Raw genomic sequence first — 20309 nt, forward strand, 5'->3', positions numbered from 1 at the left:
TTTTTAAACCTTTAGTGACCCTATTTAAAGTACTTCCCTTATTTTACTCATAAAACGGTAAACTACCAAACCAATCATGATACCATCTTGGATTAATGTCATGTCGCAACGTTTTTTGTTGCCATGAATTAGGATAAAAAAAAAGACTTATTTGCCCATCTCTTCCTGTAACAAAATAATTGATATTTAACTCTTTATAACGAGCAGTGATTTTATTTGAAGGGAGTTGCCAAGGGTTATAACGTGAGGTTGAAGTTAATGCATTAACTGGATTAACGTAGTTTAAAAATGGATAACTTGACGAAGTATTACTACCATGATGTGGAGTCTGTAATATTGTTGAAGATAGATTTTTCTTATGTTGCATAACTAAATCATACTCTTGCCTTCGTTCTAAATCACCGGTTAACAGCACTGAAAATCGACCATCAGTAAGTTGTATTACACACGAATCAGCATTTTCCGTGTTATCAACTAATTTAGTCGGCCATAGCACTTTAAGATTTAAATGTTTCCAATAAAAATTATGCTTGGCTAAGCAATTATAATCATTGCGTAAACTTAAAGATGAACTCATAAGCCAGGCATTGGGATAACGTTGTTGTAAATAGGATAATCCTCCAACATGATCATTGTGACTATGGCTAATAATAATTCCTTCAAGCTGGAGGTTATGCCATTGCAGAAAAGGAGTAATAATTTGCTCTGCTGCTGAGCTGTTTTCCCATTTTGCACCCGTATCATATACAATAGCTGATTCACCATTGTGAATTACAATAGCAAGACCATGACCAACATCTAGCATATCCATTCGCCAAAGATAATCTGGTTGTTTATAGAATGGAGAAAAAGCCAGCGTCAAAATAATGAAAAGTGTAAAACTAAACCTTCGCCAAACTGCTGCTCTTATTATTATAAAGGCTAACCAACCAATAAAGCTTAGAAAGTAAAAATCCATTGAGATAGTTAACCACATATAATTTAGACAATCTAAACAATGAAATAACCATTCAAGCGAATATTGGGCAACAAACCAGAACCATAAAGCAAGATAAAAACAGTTGATTAAACTAAATACTAGTCCCAGTAAAATTGCTGGGAAAGTAATTAGAGAGATAATAGGAATAGCAATCAAGTTAGCAACCAGTGAAACAACGCTTATACCATGAAAAACATACAATTGGATTGGTAGAAGTAATAGTGTCAAACCAAATTGTAAATGTAATAATCTAAATAAATACCACCGTTTTTTATTTTTCATTGTGTTAGGTAGTGGTAACCAATCAAACAAAAAAATTAAACTAACAACAGCATAACAAGACAACCAAAAACTTTCGGACAATATCATTAACGGATCAATAATTAATAGTGATGCAATAATACGATTAACTTTTTGCCATGCACTTATTTGATTATTCTTATAACGTAAATATATCCAAATTGATAAAGCAAAAATTGCTCGTAATGCAGGTGGATTAAAGCCTGTTAACCACGCATAACTAATACTGCACAACCACCCTACTATAATTGGTAGGAAGAAATGGATATAACGTTGTGGTAAGAAAAAAACGAATCCTTTAGTTATTCCAAAGCAAATATAAAAAACTAATAGAATATGCATTCCAGAAATAGCCATTAAGTGTGCCACACCTGTTTGCATCATTGTTATTCGATTATGAGTTTCAAGTTGTGAGCGGTCACCAAAACCAAGTGCTAATAAAATATCTCGATAACTAAATAAATTAATATAAGGTAGGCATTTATCTGCGATGATTTGTTGAAAATTGGATTTATCCTCGAGTAAAACTAATTTAATGATTTTGGCTTTTAATAAAGATTTATTGGCTATCGCAAATCGTTGTTTATCAAATCCTCCTTCATTTAAATAACTATGAACTACTTTAGTTTTTATGGTTAATTGCCAAATTTGTCCCGCTTTTATTAATTCGGATTGATCCCAATAAATAAAAATAGGTATTGGTGAGGACAATGGTTGATCAGAAACATTGATAATTGAAAATTTTACATAATGGGGAAGCATTGTATGAATTTTAGCAGGAGCCTGCGTATTAATACTTTCAACTTTTGCCGTTATTGCTAATGTTTGGTCTATATAAGGTTCAATTGAACTGAGATATTGCTTTGCTATAGCGGTCGACCAGAGAAAGCTTAATCCAAGGATGACGATAAAAGTAAAATAACGTTGAAATTTAGCCGCTAAAATAATGAGTATCAAAGCTAAAATATACCAATCTTGATCATTGGGTAACGATGGTAAAAAAATTAATGGAATGCTACCTAATGAAATTGCTATTGCCATTAAATCTATTGAACACCGCATCAACTTCTACTTCTTATATTGACTAAACAGCCAATCTAACATGCTCAGACTTTTTTGAAGTTAATTTATAATTAATATTAGATCTCTATTCCAATTTACAGATAACTCTTTCACTTTTTATATTAAAGAAAATAACTTATTCAATAACAAAAAAGCCTTTGATTTTACTCAAAGGCTTTTTTAATTAACTAAATTTAATTATGCTTTAGCTGCATTATTTACGCGTTCACGTAGCTCTTTCCCTGGTTTGAAATGAGGAATATATTTGTGTTTAACTTCAACATTTCCACCTGTTCTAGGGTTTCTTGCTTTACGTGGAGCGCGATAATTTAAGCTGAAACTACCAAAACCGCGGATTTCAACACGATCGTTAGTCTCCATCGCTAATGCGATTTGCTCAATAATATCTCTAACAGCATCATCAACCAGTTGCACAGGAAGGTGTGCCCGCCAGTTGACTATTTTTTCAGCTAAATCGGATCTGTTCATGGTCACTCCTAATTTAATTTATGTAGTATATAATTTATTCATTTTATACCACAAAAGAAAAAGAGGGCAAGCCCTCTTTACTCTTTCAATAGATATTTTTTACTCAGTTTTTGACGCAGCTTTGAATGCTTCAGCCATTGCGTTAGTAAATGACGCATCTTCTTGAGGTGCAGTATTATTTACAGCAGCAAGTGCTTCTTTCTCATCAGCTTCATCTTTAGCACGGATAGATAAAGAAATTGCACGAGTTTTACGATCGATATTTACAATCTTCGCTTCAACTTCATCACCAACGTTCAATGCAGTAGTTGCATCTTCAACACGTTCACGAGCAATATCTTGTGCTTTTAAGTAACCTTCGATACCTTCAGCAATTTCGATTGTTGCACCTTTAGCATCAACAGCGGTAACTTTACCTTTAACAATTGATCCTTTTTTGAAGTTAGATGCAAAACTGCTGAATGGATCGTCTTCAAGTTGTTTGATACCTAATGAGATACGTTCACGCTCAGCATCAACTTGTAAAACAACGGCTTCAATATCATCACCTTTCTTATAAGCTTTAACTGCTTCTTCACCTGGCATATTCCAAGAAATATCAGAAAGATGAACTAAACCATCAATACCACCGTCTAAACCAATGAAGATACCAAAGTCAGTGATTGATTTGATCTTACCGCTAACTTTATCACCTTTATTGTGTGCTTCAGCAAATTGTAACCATGGATTTGGTTTACATTGTTTAAGACCAAGAGAAATACGACGACGTTCTTCATCAATTTCAAGAACAACAACTTCAACTTCATCACCTAAGCTAACCACTTTAGATGGGTGAATGTTTTTGTTAGTCCAATCCATTTCAGAAACGTGAACTAAACCTTCAACGCCAGTTTCGATTTCTACGAAACAACCGTAATCAGTTAAGTTAGTTACTTTACCAGTTACTTTAGTACCTTCTGGGTAACGTTTAGCGATTGAAACCCATGGATCTTCGCCTAATTGTTTTAAGCCAAGAGAAACACGTGAACGATCTTTATCGAATTTAAGAACTTTAACAAGTAATTCTTGACCAACTTCAACCACTTCACTTGGGTGTTTAACACGTTTCCAAGCCATATCAGTGATATGAAGTAAACCATCAACCCCACCAAGATCAACGAATGCACCGTAATCAGTAAGATTTTTGATGATACCTTTAACTTCAGAACCTTCTTGTAGATTTTCAAGAAGTTGTTCTCTTTCTGCGCTATTTTCAGATTCAATTACTGCACGACGAGAAACAACTACGTTGTTGCGTTTTTGATCTAATTTAATAACTTTTAATTCGATTTCTCTATTTTCAATATGAGAAGTATCGCGTAATGGACGAACATCAACAAGCGAACCAGGTAGGAACGCACGAACGCCATTAAGATCAACCGTAAAGCCACCTTTAACTTTACCATTGATAACACCTAAAACGGTTGCAGCATCTTCAACTGCTTTCTCTAATGTTAGCCACGCTTCATGACGTTTAGCTTTTTCACGAGATAAAATTGTTTCACCAAAGCCATCTTCAATTGAGTCAAGAACAACGTCAACAACGTCGCCAACTTGAACTTCTAATTCGCCTTGGGCATTTTTAAACTGCTCTACTGGAATTGCTGATTCAGATTTTAAACCAGCATCAACTAAAACAACATCTTTGTCGATTGCAACGACAGTACCACGGATCATATTACCAGAACGAGTGTCTAGTTGATTTAAAGACTCTTCAAAGAGTTGAGCAAAAGATTCAGTCATATTTTATTTACTTTAAGTTTAATTTAACGTCCACATTACTTCATGTCTTGTGGGGTTGTTTACGATACTCCACTCATCCTTGTAATGGAGCTTGGTTCACGCCAAAGTTTAAATATAAACTTACAGCGCAAGTTTTTCTTTAATATACATAACAGATTGATTAAAAACATCTTGAATTGAAAGCGATGTTGTATCAATTATTAGTGCATCAACCGCAGGCTTTAATGGCGCAACAACTCGATTACGATCTCGTTCATCTCGCGCGGTTATCTCCTGCAAAATTTCGGCGAATTTAGCATGAATTTGCTTATCTTGCAACTGTTTCATTCTTCTTTCTGCCCTTGATTGTGCACTAGCATCAAGAAATAGTTTAACTGGGGCATCAGTAAATACCACAGTCCCCATATCACGACCATCAGCAACTAGCCCTGGCATCTGTCTAAAGTCACGTTGTCGCTGTAATAAAGCAACTCTGACTTCATTTATTGACGCAACTTTTGAAGCAGCTCCACCAGTCTCTTCTGTTCTTATCTCGCGAGAAACATCCACATCATCTAACAAAACTTTCACATCATCACTACTGGTATCAAACGTAAGCGGCAGGTTAAGAGCCAATGTTGCTAATTGTTTAGCATCATCTAAAGCAATATTTTGTTTCAAAGCAGCAAGTGCAAGCACACGATAAATTGCACCAGAATCTAAAAGGTGCCACTTAAAATGATTCGCTAATGCTTGACACAAAGTGCCCTTGCCAACTCCACTTGGTCCATCAACAGCAATAACCGGAATATTTTTAGTCATGTTATATTTCGCTTAATCGTTTAAATTGTTCAAAATAATCTGGAAAGGTTTTCATTGTGCATTTTGGGTCTAAAATTGTGACTGGAGTATCAGACAGTGCAACTAATGAAAAACACATTGCCATACGATGGTCATTGTAAGTTTTAATATCAGCATGATTTAATTTAATTGGAGGAATAATTGTAATATAGTCATCCCCTTCCTCAACGGTCGCACCTACTTTACGTAGCTCGGTTGCCATTGCTGATAAGCGATCCGTTTCTTTAACACGCCAATTGTAAATATTTCGAATAGTCGTTGGACCTTTAGCGAATAACGCAGTAGTTGCAATGGTCATTGCTGCATCAGGTATATGGTTCATATCCATATCAATGCCATTTAATTCATTGCGAGTACATTCAATATAATCATCAGCCCAAGTGACTTTAGCGCCCATCTTTTCAAGCACATGTGCAAACTGGGTATCGCCTTGTAAACTCTTTTTACCAATACCTGTTACGCGAACGTTGCCACCTTTGATTGCAGCAGCAGCTAAAAAATAAGAGGCTGAAGAGGCATCACCCTCAACCAAATAATGGCTTGGTGATTGATAAGTTTGATTAGCTTTAATGATAAATTTTTGATATTTTTCATTAATAACCGAAACACCAAACATCTCCATCATTTTTATCGTGATATCAATATAAGGTTTAGAAACCAGATCACCAATAATAGTAATTTCAGTATCGTTGGCAGCTAGCGGTGCAGCCATTAAAAGTGCGGTTAAGAACTGACTTGATACCGAACCATTTACCTCAATCTTTCCACCGGTAAAACCACCATGGATATGTAATGGAGGATAACCTTCGTTTTCAAGATAATCAATCTTAGCCCCACCTTGACGCAAAGCATCAACCAAATGGCCAATTGGACGCTCTTTCATACGAGGTTCGCCGGTTAATACAATATTGTTATCAGCTAAACACAACGCAGCGGCTAATGGACGCATAGCGGTCCCAGCATTGCCTAAAAATAGCTCTAATGGGTGAGTAGAATGTAATTTGCCACCTACTCCTTCAATATCACAAATTGTTCGATCACTTGATAATTGATATTTAATATCCAAAGCTTTTAAAGCATCAAGCATATAGCGCACATCGTCACTATCAAGTAAATTAGTTAATCGTGTTTTACCATTGCTAAGTGCAGACAAAAGTAAGGCACGATTTGAAACACTTTTAGAACCAGGTAGATTAATCGTACCACTAAATTTTTTTATCGGTTGTAATGTTAAAGATAACATAGTAACTCTCTTTAATAATTTCAATATTCTTTAGAATTTATCTAAGGTGGCTTTCAATAAATTTATCGCTTGCTGATCTTTGGCACTATCTTGCCACAATTTATCAAATAAATGACGATAACGCTTAATCGCATCTTCTGATGAAGTTATTGAGGCAATACCCGTTGTAATATTAGGTAACTCACCTAATCTAAACGGGCTCATAGCTAAAGCTAACGCATTATCATTTTTATAAAATATTTGGAAAGCAATAGATGGAATAGCTTGCTCAGTAATAGCAATTGTTGGTGCATAAGCTTGATCTTCAATTAATTCGATTAAATGATAGACCTCCTTGCGCGCCAACAACATTCTTTCAGACTTTTTACCCGGCGAAATAGTCAGATTGCCAACTAAGCCAATATGCAAAAACCGTTCAACATTACGTAAGCTAATTAAATTAATTACTTTAGGGACAGATTGATAAAACTGAGTTTTGCGATCATGTAAAATAGATAAAGAAGTTGCATATCTTTCAGCTTCAATATTATCACTCGATTCTCTTAACATCATCCCTAAATGAGACAAATAATCAGGCGAAGTTAAAAGAAAAGAAAAGGGATCGAAATGAGAAAAGATATGAGTGGACTGCTCTTCGAGTTGACGCATACGCTCAAAAAAACCATCACCACTTGAATAATATTCTGTATCAATGCCAAGTAAACTAGCAAATGACGTATCTAACAAAGAAGCTAATCGTTCAAGCGTTTCTATTTTAACGATTTCGCCTTTTTCTAAACGGTAAACCGCAGCTCTTGAGATCCTAAGACTTTCAGCAACCTCTTCAGCCCTAAGAGAGGCAGCGATACGATAAGCTCGTAACCGCTGTCCGATAGCAAAATAATCAGTCGATCCAGTAATCATAATATACTCAAATTATTGGGATTTCGGCAGTGTACCATATGATAAGTACAATGCCAATTTAATGTAATGATATTTCAGATCGAATCTATGTTTGAGAATATTATTTTAACAATTCGTCTTGTAACGATGATGCATTTTTGAACTCAGTATAATCGGTAATCGCTTCAGGTTGTTTTTTACCATCCTCAGGCTGACCTAATACTTGCGATGCTATTACCAAACCTTTTTGTTCAATAACTGCACTTTTATAAAATTCAATTAAATCCTCTTTAGTGAGTTTCTTAAGTAACTCTATTTTTTTATCACGCGAATCGAATTGGAAACGAGATAAGCGATAGTCTGATCTCAAACGATCAAACTCTTCATCTAAAGATTGTGGTGGCATTGTCTGCTCTTCGATGATACTTCTCTTATACTCCTCAACATCATCATTAGATAATGCTTCTAATTTAGTTAACATTGTTGGATAAAACGCTTGGTAACGTTTTAATAAATAAGCAGGATCATATTGATTACTTTGAACAGCAAACCCTAGTCCTACTGATTCACTTATGTATGATGGAAAAACACCAACCAGATAACCTAATTGTTCATTGCTACGCAGTTGATCAAAAAACCAAGAATACATAATGTTAGCTAAAGTATATCCAACTATTTGACTCTTAGTGGAATCATAATTGATTGGAAAATAGGTCATTAACAACGCATTATCTGTGCTTTTTGCTTGTTGGGTTATTCTTGCTGTAAAGGCAGTTTTAATTTTAATATCATCTAATGGTGTAAATTCAACATCACGCTTTAAAGTCTTTTGAATGGCATGATAAAGATCTAATGAATCTTCATTTGAGATATTACCCAAACTAATCATATAAGGAACTGATTGAGTCATCAAACTATCGCGATAAGCTTGAACATCACTTACAGTGAGATTATTGGTAATTTGTCGTCTTTCACCTCGTTCATAATAGTGAGGCATTTTTGATAAAGCGAGAACTGGCTCTGACGCTAGACGTACACTTTCAAAATGGTCAGCCCCATCAAGTCGTTGAAGATACCATGATTTAGCTAATTGTAAATTTTGCTCATCAATGGTCACTTGTCGATAACTATTAAGAATGGCTAAAACCATATCTGGTAAATGTTGATTAAAACCATTAGCGGTTATCATTAAACCATTATCAAGACCCGTTGATAGTGACATTCCAGCATTACCTGCTTGAAATTGTAATTGCGTCAAATCTCGACTCACAATGTAATCAAGTAACTCAAAAGAAACTGACGATTTTGCATCTTTAAACGCCTGATTATTGCGTAAAGAAACAGCAATTACAGCCTTAGGATCGTTTCTAAAATGACGACTAACAAAATGGATATGATTACCACGTTTACTAAATGTGGCGGGTTGAATCTGATCATTATTTTGTCTGACAATATTAAAATTGTCAGGAATATATGGATTTAGCTCAGGTAAACTAAACGAAAACGCTCTACCTAAATCAGCCCAACTTGTTTTTAATTCATCAGTGATATTATCAACTTTATAAGGTGCATTAAGAAAATAGGCCGTTTTATCTGTAGTTTGATTTGGGGCAATTAACCACACACGAGCATTTTCTGGAGTAAAACTTTTGATTCGATTGATAACCGCATCTTTATTCAAATGTTCAGCAACATAATCAGAATCTAATACATTTTTAACTGGATAAAGAAGCATCTGATCAGATAACCATTCTACATAAGACATATCACGGTTAACATCTTTATACTTAAAGGATAAAGCAAAGACCTTTTTTATCTCATCATAATACGCATCAGAAATACCTTGCTTCTCAATTAATTGTAAATAATTAAAAATCGCAGCAATAACCTTATCTTTCTGAGCTAAGCCTTCATCGGTTAAAATAACATTAATATTAAATGTGCCACTATTACCATAATATTTACTATCACTAGTGGCTTGAATGGCTTCAACTAAGCCCTGTTTTTGTAGCTGATCAGCTAACGTATTTTTACTATTATTACTGATTAGATAAATAAGGTACTCATTAGTCTTATCAGAAAATTTGTCGAGATCATTTTCAATCGGAAATTTTAACGACAACATTTTTCTTGGTTGGGCGGGTATCATAGTAATTTCTTTACCTGTAAACGCCTGAGTAATAGCTTGTTGAGTAATTGGCGCAACCGTTATATTTTTATTAGGAATTTGACCATAAGTAGATTCAGCCAACGCTTCTAAATTTTTGATCGGTTGATTACTATAAATAACGCCAACCATAATGTTAGCTGAATAATATTTATCATGAAAATTAACCAATGCATCTTGCAACTTACTATTATCTTTATCACGTAACGTTTCTAAATTCCCACCAGAAAATTGTGAAGCAGGATGATTAGGATTTATTGTTTCAGAATCAACTTGTTGAATTCGAAAACCATCACTTGAACGGTACAAAGTCATCTCAGCATTAACAGCATTACGTTCTTTATCAGCAAATTTAGGATCAAAAATTGGCTCAGCAATGGCATCAGCTAAATAATCCAATGCAGTATTAATTACACCATTTTCAACTTCAAAGAAAAATGCAGTGCGATTACCGCTAGTTGTCGCATTGTAGTTACCGGCATGTCGAGCCAAAAATTCTGTAAAACTTGATGGTTGAGGATATTTTTTCGACCCCATTAACACCATATGTTCTGTGTAATGGGCTAAGCCTTGTTGAAGGGCTGGATCATATAATGAACCAACAGGCAATGCGATAGAGCCGAGTGATTTGGTTGCCTTAGGATCGGAAACTAATAACACACGCATTTTATTATCAAGTTCAATCACTTCATATTGACGATCATCTCGTTCGCTTTGGTGAACTTTATCTAATAAAACAGAATGATCATGCTTATTTTCAATAGCAAATGAATTGTTAAAAGAAAAAAGAGTTAATGCAGTAAAAAATAGTGTTCTTGTTTTCATATTATTCATAGAATTCTTTCCAAATAAGCGTTCATTATATTCCGAATTAATAAATAAAACGATAAAAAACCAACAATAAAAGGACATATGTCAAATTTCAAAAAACATACTTAATTTTTATATGTATTTTATTATCTGTTTCATATATAATTCGGCCCAATACGTTTATCGTATTAATCTAGTAAAAATACGTTAGACGCTACTCAGTCCCAAACTTTCCCAAATTTGTCGATTTTATCGACGCATAAAGATACACATTAGTTTTTGATATTTAGAAATAATTTAATGGATTAAGGTAATTATATGTACTATAAGTTTGTCTTAATTGTCAGTATTTTGTTTTGCAGTTATCAAACAGTAGCAACCACAAATAGAGATAATGATGCAATAAAAGCAGATCAATTATTAAAAGAAAGTATTGATGCGAAAAAAACACAAAATTTTGAATTAGCAATATCAAAATTAATAAAAGCGAATCAACTACAGCCAAATAATTCCGATATTCTTGTCCAACTAGGTTTCAATTATTACGCACTAACTCAGTTAGAACAAGCAAAAAAATCGTTTGAATCCGCACTTGATATCGCCCCCAATTACGTAGATGCGCAATATGGTTTAGTTAGTGTTGTTTTAGCAAAAGATCCTAACCATCCCGAAAAAGCCAAATTGTTACTTGATAAGTACTTAAATCTAACACCTAATGACGAACAATTACTGTCCCTACAGGCAAACATTGATAACATAAAAAAAAATACACATTACTGGAATATTGTTCTATCTGGCACACATAGTCGATTATCTAAATCTTTGCCAAATTGGAATGAAGTGGATTTAGCACTATCTTATCGGCTATCACCGCAAAATACCATAACCGGCCATTTAACCCAGGCAAACCGTTTTCATAGCAACGACCAAAAAATTGGCATCACTTATTGGCATACATTCAACAATAAAGCGTATGGTTATCTATCAGGTTCTTTCGCCACATCTAAAAAATTTTACGCAACATATACAATAACAAGCGGTGGGGATTATCAATTATTTTCTCCGTATAATGATCAAATAAATTCTTTTCATATCACCCTCGATGCAAAGTTGGACCACTATAACGATGGCAACATTAAAACTATCTCACCAGGTATAGAACAATTTTTCTTTAATGATCATTTATCCATAGCAGGTAAATGGTACAACACATTTGATCAAGACAACCATCATATGAGTGGTTATTTATTTAAAACCACCATATCACCTACAGAAGAATTACATCTATTTGCAGGATATGCAAATAGTCAAGAAACATCCGACCGTTCGATAAAATTTAATCGTTCATTAATTAAAGTCAAATCTCATTTTATTGGATTGTCATATGACATATCTAATTCAATAACTGGGTTTGTAAACTATAATAATGAAGAAAGAGTTCAAACCAACCACAGCCGTAAGTTATATACTAAAAAAACACTAGGATGTGGAATAAAATGGACATTCTAACTCGATACCTAAATTTATATAATGCCTGTTTCATTTTTATTAGCTTTATTGTATTGATAGTAACCATTGCAATTTACATCAAACGTGAAATTCAATTTAGAAGACACAAGAAATTAAAATTGCAATTGCTAAAAATTTACAAAAAAGCATTGAAAACTGGTGATGAATCTTATTTTAAGCAAGAGATAACAAAAAAATTATCGCTAAATTGCGTAGCAATAATTGCTGCCTATTTTTTCGAGAAACATCGCGAAAAACATATTTTAACTTATTTTGATCTCGAACCATTCCAAAATAAACTTAGGTTACTATTAAAAAAAGGCACAATAAAACAGAAAATTGATGCAGCTAACATGTTAGCATATTATCCTTGCGAAAAAACGAATCAAGCGTTAATTCAGGCTTGTAACAGTTCTCGTCAAGAAGTCGCCATTGCTGCAGCATTGAGTCTAGTTAAAAACGCTTCAGGTATTTCGATAATTCAGATAATTATTACGCTATTTAACAAGATACCGCAAAAAGGCGTATTTTGCTTTTTTAGGCTTTTACCTTCTAATAAATTTCTAGAGCTTGAATCGCTAATCAATTGTGAAGAGTTTGCCAATCACCAATTTTTTACTATCTTAAAAAAAATTTCTAAGAACTACATTACCCCCTACCTTATTCTTGCAAAAGAAGATGAGCGTACTTATATGCAAACTTTTTTTGAAAACTTACTGGAACTACAAACAACACCACAAGGGATTATACACAGTTGTTATCTTCTTAATTTCATTAATGAAGAATGTTACATAAAGAAATCATTAAGCATTGAAAAACTAATAACAGAACATTTTGATTTAAAAAGCAAACTATTTATCGATAAAAATTAAATAATTCTTAAAGCAAGAAATGTGGGTGAAACAATGAGTGATTATATAAACAACATAATGATGTTCGGTGTTAAATTCTTAGTTATAACGATAATGCTAATTGGATTAGTGCAAATATTCATCTATTTTGTGCAGCTACTAGTAACAATTTATGTGTTACTTAAAAATCCAAACAAAGAGAGAAAAATCCAGACCGAAAATGACGGTATTTCACATCCAATTACCATCATTTTACCAGCTTATAATGAAAGTGTAACTATAATTGATAGTATCGAATCAACATTAGCAACTCATTATCCTAATGTTGAAATGATAGTTGTAAATGATGGCTCAACGGACAACACTTTTTCAAAAGTGAAAGAGTACTTTGATTTACAACCTATTGCGCATCACTTAAATGAACGTAATCAACTCTCTCATGCTAAAATAAGAGATGTTTATGTATCAAAAAAAGATAGCCGGCTTAGAGTTATAGATAAAGAAAATGGTGGCAAAGCAGACGCGCATAATGCCGCAATTAATTTAAGCAACTCCCCAATTATCTGTCTTATTGATGCCGATTCAATCTTAGCACCTGACGCCATTAACAAAGCTGTAGTCCCTTTAATTGACGACCCAAAAACAGTTGCAGTCGGTGGAGCGGTGCGAGTGGCTAATAGTTGCTCTATTAGAAATGGAATAATATCTAAAATAAATTTATCTAAAAGATTCATCGTACAAATTCAAATTCTTGAATATATGAGAGTATTTCTCTTGGCAAAAATTGCTTGGAATCATTTTAATACTTTACCGATAATTTCAGGTGCATTTGGTTTATTTAGACGAGATTTTGCAATAAAGGTCGGTGGTTTTTGTGTCGGTTCTGTTGGCGAAGACTATGATATCACTCTAAAATTGCACAAATATATTTATGACTCTAATGTTGATTACAAAATTGATTATGTACCAACCGCCATATGTTGGACCCAAGTGCCTGAAAAATGGAAGGTATTAAAAAACCAACGTATACGATGGCATATAGGCGCACTACAAACTTTTATAAATTTTAAGTCGTTAACTTTTAAACTAAAATATAAAAAGTTAAGCCTTATGCTATTACCTTTTTCAATATTAACCGATATTTTAGGTCCAATTGCTGAACTGCTAGGGTACTTTTTAATACCGCTGATTTGGTCTCTTGACATGATAGATAGCAACGTAATGTTATCTTATTTTTTAATTGTTTTTGGATACAACAGCCTTATAAGTGCTTTTGCTATAGCGATTGATGGTGTGTTATTATCAGGATTAGATAAAACTAGATATCTACTAAAACTATTTATTACTGCATTACTAGATAACTTTGGTTATCGACAGTTATACCTATATTGGAAGCTTAAAGGCTATGCTAGATTAATAAAAGGCAATTTATCTTGGGGAAAAATGGAGAGGGTAAAATTTGACAAATAAACTTAAAATCATCTATTTATTATTTGTGATAAGTTTTATGAGTCCTGCAACATTTGCTGAAAATTTAGCATTAAATATTAGCTCCATCAATTTAAAACATTGGTATTACTTAAGTACTCATGAAATCAAAAAAAGTGCTACCTTACTATTAAAGCTACTTGAAAAAAAAGATTTCATAAACACTAATTCGGTGCTTAAAAATGCCAATGTCTATTCAAATATTAATCAATTAAATGCGGATAAGATGAAGTCAAATTATACCTCTTTGCCCAATCAATATAGATCCGATATCAATATTTCGATGTGGAATTGGCATACTGAAAATTGGATTCATTCACCGAGTCAATTTCTGACTAAACTAAAACAAAAAGGTATTAATCAAGTTTATCTCCAATTGAATATTGTAAATGGGCATATTCAAAATCAAGATAAGCTATTTCAGCTACTTGATATCGCATCTAAAAAGAAAATGAGCATTATTGCTGTTGAAGGAGCACCTGATATGATTACTGATTCAGGTTTAAAAAATGCCATTGAACGCAATAAAGTCATTAAAAAGTTATGCCAAATACACAATCCTTGTCTTGCGGGAATTCAATATGATATTGAACCATACTTATTGGCTGAATATGCACAAAATAAAAGCCACATTTGGCAAAGATGGAATAATGCAATAAAAACATTAAGCGAAACTTGGCATGATAAAATTGAAATAGTCTTGCCATTTTGGTTACTTGATATAGAAGACGGAAAAAATATAGTCGAAAAGACACTACCATATAGCTCAAAATTAATTATTATGGCTTATCGCACAAAGTTAGCACAAATTTATACGATTAGTTCTCAATGGCTAACTTGGGGAGAGCTCAACAATAAAAAAATTGTTATCGCTCTTGAAAGCAGCATTATTGAAGATGAAACATCAGAAAATTACAATCAATATCCACAAAGTGACGAATCACAAACCACAAGCTTAAATCAATCTATTAGCTTTATGGGGGAAGAAAAAAAATTATTTAGCACGATTAACCAGCTATCAACCTATTTTTCTCAATGGTCATCATTTGAACGATTTGCTTTGAATGGTTTGGAAAGTAAATAAAAGAGACAGCGTCTCTTTTATTACATAGCATATTAATGTTCGCGAGTTTTTCTGAACTCAACATCCGGATAACGTTCTTGGGTTAAATTTAGATTAACCATACTTGGTGCAATATAAGAAAGATTATCACCACCATCTAAAGCCAAATTCTGTTCACATTTGCGTTTAAAGTCTTCAAGTTTCTTAGCATCGCTACACTCAACCCAACGCGCAGTGGTGACGTTTACTGGCTCATAAATTGCTTCAACGTTATATTCAGATTTCAAACGGGCAACCACCACATCAAACTGTAACACCCCAACTGCCCCAACAATTAAATCATTATTAGCAATTGGTCGGAATACTTGAACAGCCCCTTCTTCTGAAAGCTGAACTAAACCTTTTAACAATTGTTTTTGTTTAAGTGGATCTTTTAAACGAATTCGACGGAATAATTCCGGTGCAAAGTTAGGAATACCAGTAAATTTAAGATCTTCACCTTGGGTAAACGTATCACCAATTTGAATCGTACCGTGATTATGCAAACCAATAATATCACCAGCATAAGCTTGCTCAACATGATCACGATCGCCTGCCATAAAGGTTAATGCATCAGAAATATTAACATCTTTAGCAATACGAACATGGCGTAACTTCATACCTTTTTCATATTTACCTGAAACAATGCGCATAAATGCAACACGGTCTCGGTGTTTAGGATCCATATTTGCTTGGATCTTAAATACAAAACCGGTAAATTTTTCTTCGCTTGCTTCAACTTCTCGTTTATCTGTTTGCCGAGGCTGTGGTGCTGGCGCCCAAGCGGTTAGACCATCAAGCATATGATCTACACCAAAATTACCCAACGCAGTACCAAAAAACACAGGCGTTAAATCACCAGACAAAAATGCATCTAAATCAAACTCATTTGATGCACCTTGCACTAATTCTAATTCATCACGAAGTTGTTGGGCCAAATCATCACCAATGGTGCTATCAAGTTCAGGATTATCTAATCCTTTAATGATTCTAACTTCTTGAATGGTATGACCTTTACCGGTTTGATAAAGATAAGTTTCATTTTTAGCTAAATGATAGACCCCTTTAAATAACTTGCCACAACCAATTGGCCAAGTAATTGGGGCGCACATAATATTAAGCTCGTTTTCAACTTCATCTAACAACTCCATCGGATCACGAATATCACGGTCGAGCTTATTCATAAAAGTTAAAATAGGTGTGTTTCGTAAACGTGTAACTTCCATTAATTTACGCGTTCTGTCTTCGACACCTTTTGCTGCATCAATCACCATCAAACAACTATCAACTGCGGTTAAAGTTCGATAAGTGTCTTCCGAAAAATCCTCATGCCCGGGGGTATCAAGCAAGTTTACCAAACAGTCATTATAAGGAAATTGCATAACGGAGGTCGTAATTGAAATACCACGCTGTTTTTCCATCTCCATCCAGTCTGACTTAGCGTGCTGCGCATTAGCACCACGCCCTTTTACTGTTCCCGCAGTTTGAATGGCTTGTCCAAAAAGCAAAACTTTTTCAGTAATGGTTGTTTTACCGGCATCGGGGTGAGAGATAATTGCAAAAGTACGACGAGCATTCACTTCGTCTAAATAAGCTTGTTCTGTCATAAAATTAATTAATTTAGCTAAGCAAAAAAATGATGCGGTATTCTAGCAGGTCTCTATCTATATTGCCATTGATGAACGCTATTTTGCTATTTGCCTGATATCTATGCATAATAGAGCAAATAAAATCGAAGATGATATAATTAATCAATTATAACGGTGTCTACGCTAAATATTTCTCAATAATTAAATAGATATGAATATTCGTGACTTAAAATTGTTTTTACATCTATGTGATACATGTCATTTTGGAATAAGTGCCGATGCTATGCATGTAAGCCCTTCCACCCTTTCAAGGCAGATCCAGCGCCTTGAAGAACAATTTGGTCATCGATTATTTATCCGCGACAACCGGCAAGTTCAAATTACCCACGAAGGTGAAAAAGTAAAACACTTTGCCCAACAAGTCATTAATCTACACCAACAATTAAAACAAGAACTAGACCAAGCCGATCAACGATTAGTTGGTGAATTAACCTTATTTTGCTCGGTCACAGCGGCTTACAGCCATCTACCTGAAATACTTGATCGCTTTCGCCTACACTACCCATTAGTAGAAATTAAACTATCTACGGGAGATGCAGCCGATGCTGTAGAAAAAATTCAATCTCATCAAGCTGATTTAGCTATTGCAGGTAAACCCAAACAACTACCATCTGGTGTTGAATTTATTAAATTAGGTGAAATTGAAATGGTATTACTCATACCTAAACTTAATAGTTCATTCAGTGACAAATTGCATCAAAAAGCACCAGATTGGCATAATATCCCATTCATATTGCCTGAGCACGGTCCAAGCCGACATCGAATAGATTTATGGTTTAAACAACAAAAAATCATCAGCCCCAAAATTTATGCAACGGTAGCTGGGCACGAAGCCATTGTCTCCATGGTTGCTTTGGGATGTGGTGTGGCTTTATTGCCTAAAGTGGTAATGGAAAATAGCCCTGAAAGAGTAAGAGAACGCATCACAGAATGGTCAACCAATTTAATGGAACCGTTTGATGTTGGCATCTGTGTGCAAAAAAGACGATTATCAGAAAAAATTATTTCAGCATTTTGGATTATTAGTAACCCAAATTTACCAACCCAATAATAAATTATATAATAAACTGTAGTTAATGAGTAATAGCAGTTAAGCAAAATGTAGGGAATGAATGTAATGCCAATAAAATTAAAAAAAACAAGCACGTTATCCACCTTACTCTTTTTAACAATATTTTCAAATCCTAGCGGTGCTGAATTAGGTGATCCTGCAAACCAAAATCCAATTAATCATAAACCCCAATGGTTGGTTGTTCATAGCTCAAACTACTATGATGGTGATAGTGATGATCTTGTTACCGCTGGAATAGGGTTTACTGCCTTATCAAAAATGATCCAAAAGATCAATTATGCCGATCCATCAAATCCTACCCCCCAAGAATTACGTCGTGCAAAATTAAATCGATTTATTGATACAAAAACCGGAGAAGGCTCTCTATTTGGATTCAAAAGTGAAGAATTGTCGCCTTTATTTGATGGAAAAATTGCAGGCACAGAAATTTTAGCCACCATTAAAGATGAAAATGTTGGCTTGCTATTACAAGTTCCCATCGATTTTAATAAGAAAAAACCCTGTATTGTTGTCGTACCAGCTTCTGGTTCTGATGGACTATATAACGCCAAAGATATACAAATCCGTGGATTGTGGGGTCTTAAACATAACTGCGCAGTAGTTTATAACGACAAAGGTTTAGGTACTGGTATTTATGATATTACCAACGAGCAAGGCTTTACTGTTGATGGTCTAGTTGCTAAGGACAATATACTCTTTAAGCCAACTATACAAAATCAAAAAGAGTTTATCAAAAATAATCCGCACCGTTATGCAGTAAAACAGCTCCATTCAAAGCAAAACCAAGAAGCAAAATGGCCAACATATACCTTCTATTCAATTGTTTTCGCTTTATATGAATTAAATGAACTATTTCCGGAACCTAATAATCTTTACTTTAACGATACTAATACCATCATATTAGTCTATGGAGCTGAGGATGGTGGAGCTGCGGCACTTAAGCTAGCTGAATTACGTTTAAGAAGTAGAATTAATGGTGTGGTTGCAGTTAATCCACAAATTCAAACAAGTTTAGAAAATAGTAACGAAAACATAAGCTCTCGTTCATTACCCGATTATAGCTCCTATGGGGCACTTTATATTCCTTGTGCCATACCGGCAATTGAACCGAATAAGCAGGACAAATACGTCCCCGATGCCTCAAAGTATCTTTTTTCACAAAACCGTTGTGATGCATTAAAACAAGCCAACTTACTACCAACCGGCACGCCGAAAGAGGCATTAAACAAACTTTATGATTATGGTTGGAAGCCTGAAATGAGCAACCAATTACCTTATTTCTATCTTAATGAATCAATTGCCTACCCTTATAAATATATTAGCGCCTATGGTCGATATGATGTAACTGAAAACATGTGTGACTTTTCAGTGGCAAGTACCCAACAAGACCCATATTATAATTCTGGTGAAGTAAAACCACTAAAACAAGTCAATTTTGCCGAAATTTGGGGATTATCTAATGGCCAGTTACCCATCTGGGCCAACCCTGATGCCACAGCTATTGACCTGGTTGAAAATAAAGATGTCTCCTCTCCTCGACGTGAATGGTATTCAAGTTCTACCATTGAGCATCAAATAGATTATGGCACTAAAGGAGCCATTTGCTTAAGAGATAAAATAAAAGATCCACGCGTGATTAAAGGTTTAAAAGAAGTCCTGGCAACAGGTAATTTAAACAAAGTCAAAACCTTCATTGTTCATGGTAAAAATAACCCTAAACAACTTATCGACTACACATCTAGACCTTATGTTGCATTAAACAGTAAAGTTGAAGGAAAAGAGTCACAACTCCGTTATATTGAAGTTGAAAATGCAAGTTATCTTGATGGTAAAGCACCTTTTGACAATACGCTATTACCTATTGACTATTATGGTGATGAAGCCATGGAATGGTTATGGGCAAATATAACCAATCAAACCACTTTACCGGAAAGCCAAATCATTCGCACAAAACCGAGAGGAGGCATTAGTGGACAAGCACCACAAGCTACGGCTGAAAACCTAGTCCCAATATCGCAAACTCCAGATGCCAACAATCTCATCACTATCGATAATGGCAAGATTACCTTTTCGCAATAAAATCA

The 20309-nt window shown here is 34.4% G+C and carries 14 protein-coding genes; 6 read left to right on the forward strand and 8 right to left on the reverse strand.

Annotated features, from left to right (window positions below; translation table 11 throughout):
* Positions 1-43: 43 nt before the first annotated feature.
* The 7 genes from J3U18_RS00740 to ptrA form a co-directional block, all read right to left on the reverse strand.
* Positions 44-2341, reverse strand: a complete 2298-nt coding sequence (locus tag J3U18_RS00740; RefSeq protein WP_267352668.1) for a DNA internalization-related competence protein ComEC/Rec2 — start codon at positions 2339-2341, stop codon at positions 44-46.
* A 198-nt stretch (positions 2342-2539) separates the two neighbouring features.
* Positions 2540-2830, reverse strand: a complete 291-nt coding sequence (gene ihfB / locus J3U18_RS00745; RefSeq protein ID WP_065561940.1) for an integration host factor subunit beta — start codon at positions 2828-2830, stop codon at positions 2540-2542.
* A gap of 99 nt (positions 2831-2929) precedes the next feature.
* Entirely contained in the window at positions 2930-4612 is a 1683-nt protein-coding gene (gene rpsA / locus J3U18_RS00750) for a 30S ribosomal protein S1 (protein WP_065561941.1), read from the reverse strand.
* 120 nt (positions 4613-4732) lie between these two features.
* Positions 4733-5413 (reverse strand): (d)CMP kinase, encoded by a 681-nt coding sequence (cmk, locus tag J3U18_RS00755; protein ID WP_065734567.1) that lies wholly within the window; start codon positions 5411-5413, stop codon positions 4733-4735.
* A 1-nt stretch (position 5414) separates the two neighbouring features.
* Positions 5415-6695: a 3-phosphoshikimate 1-carboxyvinyltransferase gene (gene aroA / locus J3U18_RS00760; RefSeq protein ID WP_267352669.1), complete on the reverse strand. Its 1281-nt coding sequence runs from the start codon at positions 6693-6695 to the stop codon at positions 5415-5417.
* 30 nt (positions 6696-6725) lie between these two features.
* Complete coding sequence (locus tag J3U18_RS00765; protein ID WP_267352670.1) at positions 6726-7598, reverse strand: helix-turn-helix domain-containing protein; 873 nt, start codon at positions 7596-7598, stop codon at positions 6726-6728.
* A gap of 100 nt (positions 7599-7698) precedes the next feature.
* Positions 7699-10578 (reverse strand): pitrilysin, encoded by a 2880-nt coding sequence (ptrA, locus tag J3U18_RS00770; RefSeq protein ID WP_267352671.1) that lies wholly within the window; start codon positions 10576-10578, stop codon positions 7699-7701.
* Positions 10579-10872: 294 nt separating this feature from the next.
* Between ptrA and J3U18_RS00775 the strand changes: the two genes are divergently transcribed.
* The 4 genes from J3U18_RS00775 to J3U18_RS00790 are packed head-to-tail and all read left to right on the forward strand — an operon-like array spanning position 10873 to position 15486.
* On the forward strand, positions 10873-12063 hold the full coding sequence (locus J3U18_RS00775; protein WP_267352672.1) for a YaiO family outer membrane beta-barrel protein: 1191 nt from the start codon (positions 10873-10875) through the stop codon (positions 12061-12063).
* Positions 12051-12935 carry a hypothetical protein gene (locus tag J3U18_RS00780; protein ID WP_267352673.1) on the forward strand — a complete coding sequence of 295 codons (885 nt, stop codon included), beginning with the start codon at positions 12051-12053 and terminating at the stop codon, positions 12933-12935. The genes J3U18_RS00775 and J3U18_RS00780 overlap by 13 nt, the downstream gene beginning before the upstream one ends.
* Before the next feature lie 33 nt (positions 12936-12968).
* On the forward strand, positions 12969-14384 hold the full coding sequence (locus tag J3U18_RS00785) for a glycosyltransferase family 2 protein (protein WP_220224913.1): 1416 nt from the start codon (positions 12969-12971) through the stop codon (positions 14382-14384).
* A 37-nt stretch (positions 14385-14421) separates the two neighbouring features.
* Positions 14422-15486 (forward strand): hypothetical protein, encoded by a 1065-nt coding sequence (locus J3U18_RS00790; RefSeq protein WP_267352674.1) that lies wholly within the window; start codon positions 14422-14424, stop codon positions 15484-15486.
* A 32-nt stretch (positions 15487-15518) separates the two neighbouring features.
* Here the strand turns inward: J3U18_RS00790 and prfC are convergent, their stop codons facing one another.
* Entirely contained in the window at positions 15519-17111 is a 1593-nt protein-coding gene (gene prfC, locus J3U18_RS00795) for a peptide chain release factor 3 (protein ID WP_065561949.1), read from the reverse strand.
* A gap of 193 nt (positions 17112-17304) precedes the next feature.
* Here prfC and ilvY point away from each other — a divergent pair, with 193 nt between their 5' ends.
* Positions 17305-18204 carry an HTH-type transcriptional activator IlvY gene (gene ilvY, locus J3U18_RS00800; RefSeq protein ID WP_267352675.1) on the forward strand — a complete coding sequence of 300 codons (900 nt, stop codon included), beginning with the start codon at positions 17305-17307 and terminating at the stop codon, positions 18202-18204.
* 66 nt (positions 18205-18270) lie between these two features.
* Entirely contained in the window at positions 18271-20304 is a 2034-nt protein-coding gene (locus J3U18_RS00805) for a 3-hydroxybutyrate oligomer hydrolase family protein (RefSeq protein ID WP_267352676.1), read from the forward strand.
* Positions 20305-20309 lie beyond the last annotated feature (5 nt).

This window comes from Gilliamella sp. B3482 (genome assembly GCF_026536805.1).
GTDB lineage: Bacteria > Pseudomonadota > Gammaproteobacteria > Enterobacterales > Orbaceae > Gilliamella > Gilliamella apicola_E.

Excerpts from the sequence above, each read along its gene's own strand:
- J3U18_RS00740 (WP_267352668.1), bottom strand. The coding sequence starts at position 2,341 with ATGCGGTGTTCAATAGATTTAATGGCAATAGCAATTTCATTAGGTAGC.
- ihfB (WP_065561940.1), bottom strand. The coding sequence starts at position 2,830 with ATGAACAGATCCGATTTAGCTGAAAAAATAGTCAACTGGCGGGCACAC.
- rpsA (WP_065561941.1), bottom strand. The coding sequence starts at position 4,612 with ATGACTGAATCTTTTGCTCAACTCTTTGAAGAGTCTTTAAATCAACTA.
- cmk (WP_065734567.1), bottom strand. The coding sequence starts at position 5,413 with ATGACTAAAAATATTCCGGTTATTGCTGTTGATGGACCAAGTGGAGTT.
- aroA (WP_267352669.1), bottom strand. The coding sequence starts at position 6,695 with ATGTTATCTTTAACATTACAACCGATAAAAAAATTTAGTGGTACGATT.
- J3U18_RS00765 (WP_267352670.1), bottom strand. The coding sequence starts at position 7,598 with ATGATTACTGGATCGACTGATTATTTTGCTATCGGACAGCGGTTACGA.
- ptrA (WP_267352671.1), bottom strand. The coding sequence starts at position 10,578 with ATGAATAATATGAAAACAAGAACACTATTTTTTACTGCATTAACTCTT.
- J3U18_RS00775 (WP_267352672.1), top strand. The coding sequence starts at position 10,873 with ATGTACTATAAGTTTGTCTTAATTGTCAGTATTTTGTTTTGCAGTTAT.
- J3U18_RS00780 (WP_267352673.1), top strand. The coding sequence starts at position 12,051 with ATGGACATTCTAACTCGATACCTAAATTTATATAATGCCTGTTTCATT.
- J3U18_RS00785 (WP_220224913.1), top strand. The coding sequence starts at position 12,969 with ATGAGTGATTATATAAACAACATAATGATGTTCGGTGTTAAATTCTTA.
- J3U18_RS00790 (WP_267352674.1), top strand. The coding sequence starts at position 14,422 with ATGAGTCCTGCAACATTTGCTGAAAATTTAGCATTAAATATTAGCTCC.
- prfC (WP_065561949.1), bottom strand. The coding sequence starts at position 17,111 with ATGACAGAACAAGCTTATTTAGACGAAGTGAATGCTCGTCGTACTTTT.
- ilvY (WP_267352675.1), top strand. The coding sequence starts at position 17,305 with ATGAATATTCGTGACTTAAAATTGTTTTTACATCTATGTGATACATGT.
- J3U18_RS00805 (WP_267352676.1), top strand. The coding sequence starts at position 18,271 with ATGCCAATAAAATTAAAAAAAACAAGCACGTTATCCACCTTACTCTTT.